3 protein-coding genes are annotated in these 1,279 nt (G+C 60.2%); all 3 read right to left on the bottom strand.

Annotated elements, in window-relative coordinates; all coding sequences use genetic code 11:
• Positions 1 to 9: 9 nt before the first annotated feature.
• From ABEB26_RS27060 to ABEB26_RS26865, 3 genes are read right to left on the bottom strand one after another with little or no spacing between them, the layout of a single operon-like run.
• Positions 10 to 255 carry an integrase core domain-containing protein gene (locus tag ABEB26_RS27060; RefSeq protein WP_486348344.1) on the bottom strand — a complete coding sequence of 82 codons (246 nt, stop codon included), beginning with the start codon at positions 253 to 255 and terminating at the stop codon, positions 10 to 12.
• Complete coding sequence (locus tag ABEB26_RS26860; RefSeq protein WP_345725170.1) at positions 158 to 853, bottom strand: IS3 family transposase; 696 nt, start codon at positions 851 to 853, stop codon at positions 158 to 160. The genes ABEB26_RS27060 and ABEB26_RS26860 overlap by 98 nt, the downstream gene beginning before the upstream one ends.
• A gap of 14 nt (positions 854 to 867) precedes the next feature.
• Positions 868 to 1,215: a transposase gene (locus ABEB26_RS26865; RefSeq protein WP_345725171.1), complete on the bottom strand. Its 348-nt coding sequence runs from the start codon at positions 1,213 to 1,215 to the stop codon at positions 868 to 870.
• Between the last annotated feature and the right edge of the window lie 64 nt (positions 1,216 to 1,279).

Raw genomic sequence — 1,279 nt, forward strand, 5'->3', positions numbered from 1 at the left:
CTGATGTGGTCATAATTTAATGGACAATCGTTCGTATCCGCTCCACGCCGCTTCAATCGTTGCGGGCGTTTGGTAGCCTAAACCCGAATGCAGCCGTTGGCGATTGTAAAAGATTTCGATGTATTCGAACAGATCACGCCGTAAACTGGCGATGCTGTCATACGTCCGATGATGGGTCAATTCGGTTTTCAGGGTCGCCCACCGGCGCTCCATGGGCGCATTGTCGTAGCATTTGCCCACATCGCTCATGCTCATGGTGATGCCATGCTGGCGCACCAACGTTTGGTAGGCCGCGCTCGTGTGACCCAGAGGGTGCCCCGCTCCCTTGGTCGGTATGGTGCACGGTCGGTCGCTGCTGGGTCTGGGTCACGGCCATCTGCAAGGCGCGTTCAACCAGCGTCGCATCCATGCGCCCATCCAGCGTCCAACCAACGACCTTGCGTGTATACAAATCCAAGACCCCCGCCAGATAGGCGGTTCCGCTGCGCAGCGGAATGGCGGTGATGTCGCCAACCCAGCAGGCATGCGGGGCCGTGACAGCGAACTGGCGCTTCAATCGATTCGGGGCGGCAGACGCGCCGCACGCACGCACGGTCGTCTGCCGCCGCCATTTCGTGCGGCGCGGGTGGAGGTTGGCGCTCCGCATCAGGCGACGGACGCGATGGCGGCCAATGCGCACCCCGTGTTGGCGTAAGCGTGCTTGAATCCGACGGCTGCCATAGCGAAACCCGCTGGTGGCTTGGATGGACTGGATGGTTTCGGTTAAGGTTTGATTGGCTATCGTTCGGGCACTTGGTGGACGGTTGCGCCAGGCATAGAAGCCGCTGGGAGCGACCTCCAGCAGTCGGCACATGGCCCGTACCGACATCAGCGTTCGGTGGTCAGCGATGAACTGATACCGCTCGGTGATGGGTGCGCGGGGAACCCACGCCAGTGGGTCATAGCCACGGCTTTTTTTAGGATGAGGTTCTCCTGCTCCAGCCGTTTGACTTCGCGGCGCAAGCGGGCCATTTCCTGAGTTTCTGCGGCCACGGCGGCCACGGTGGTGCCTGCGGCCTGGGCCATCCGGTGTTTTTTGAGCCACCGGCGCAAGAGTCCCGACGATAATCCGAGATCGCGTTCGATCTGGGCAACGGGTTGCTCGCCATGCAACGCGAGATCAAGGGCCATGTGGCGAAATTCCGCCGTAAAGGTGCGAGGGTTTTGCCGTGTCATTGGTGGATTCCTTTCCCGTACCAGTATGATAGCATACATGTCTATACGTTCAGGACCACATCAG

Origin of the sequence: Herpetosiphon gulosus, from assembly GCF_039545135.1 — a bacterium.
GTDB lineage: Bacteria > Chloroflexota > Chloroflexia > Chloroflexales > Herpetosiphonaceae > Herpetosiphon > Herpetosiphon gulosus.

Bases quoted from the DNA above. Each gene is read 5' to 3' on its own strand.
- ABEB26_RS26860 (WP_345725170.1), bottom strand. From the start codon at position 853: ATGTGCCGACTGCTGGAGGTCGCTCCCAGCGGCTTCTATGCCTGGCGC.
- ABEB26_RS27060 (WP_486348344.1), bottom strand. From the start codon at position 255: ATGAGCATGAGCGATGTGGGCAAATGCTACGACAATGCGCCCATGGAG.
- ABEB26_RS26865 (WP_345725171.1), bottom strand. From the start codon at position 1,215: ATGACACGGCAAAACCCTCGCACCTTTACGGCGGAATTTCGCCACATG.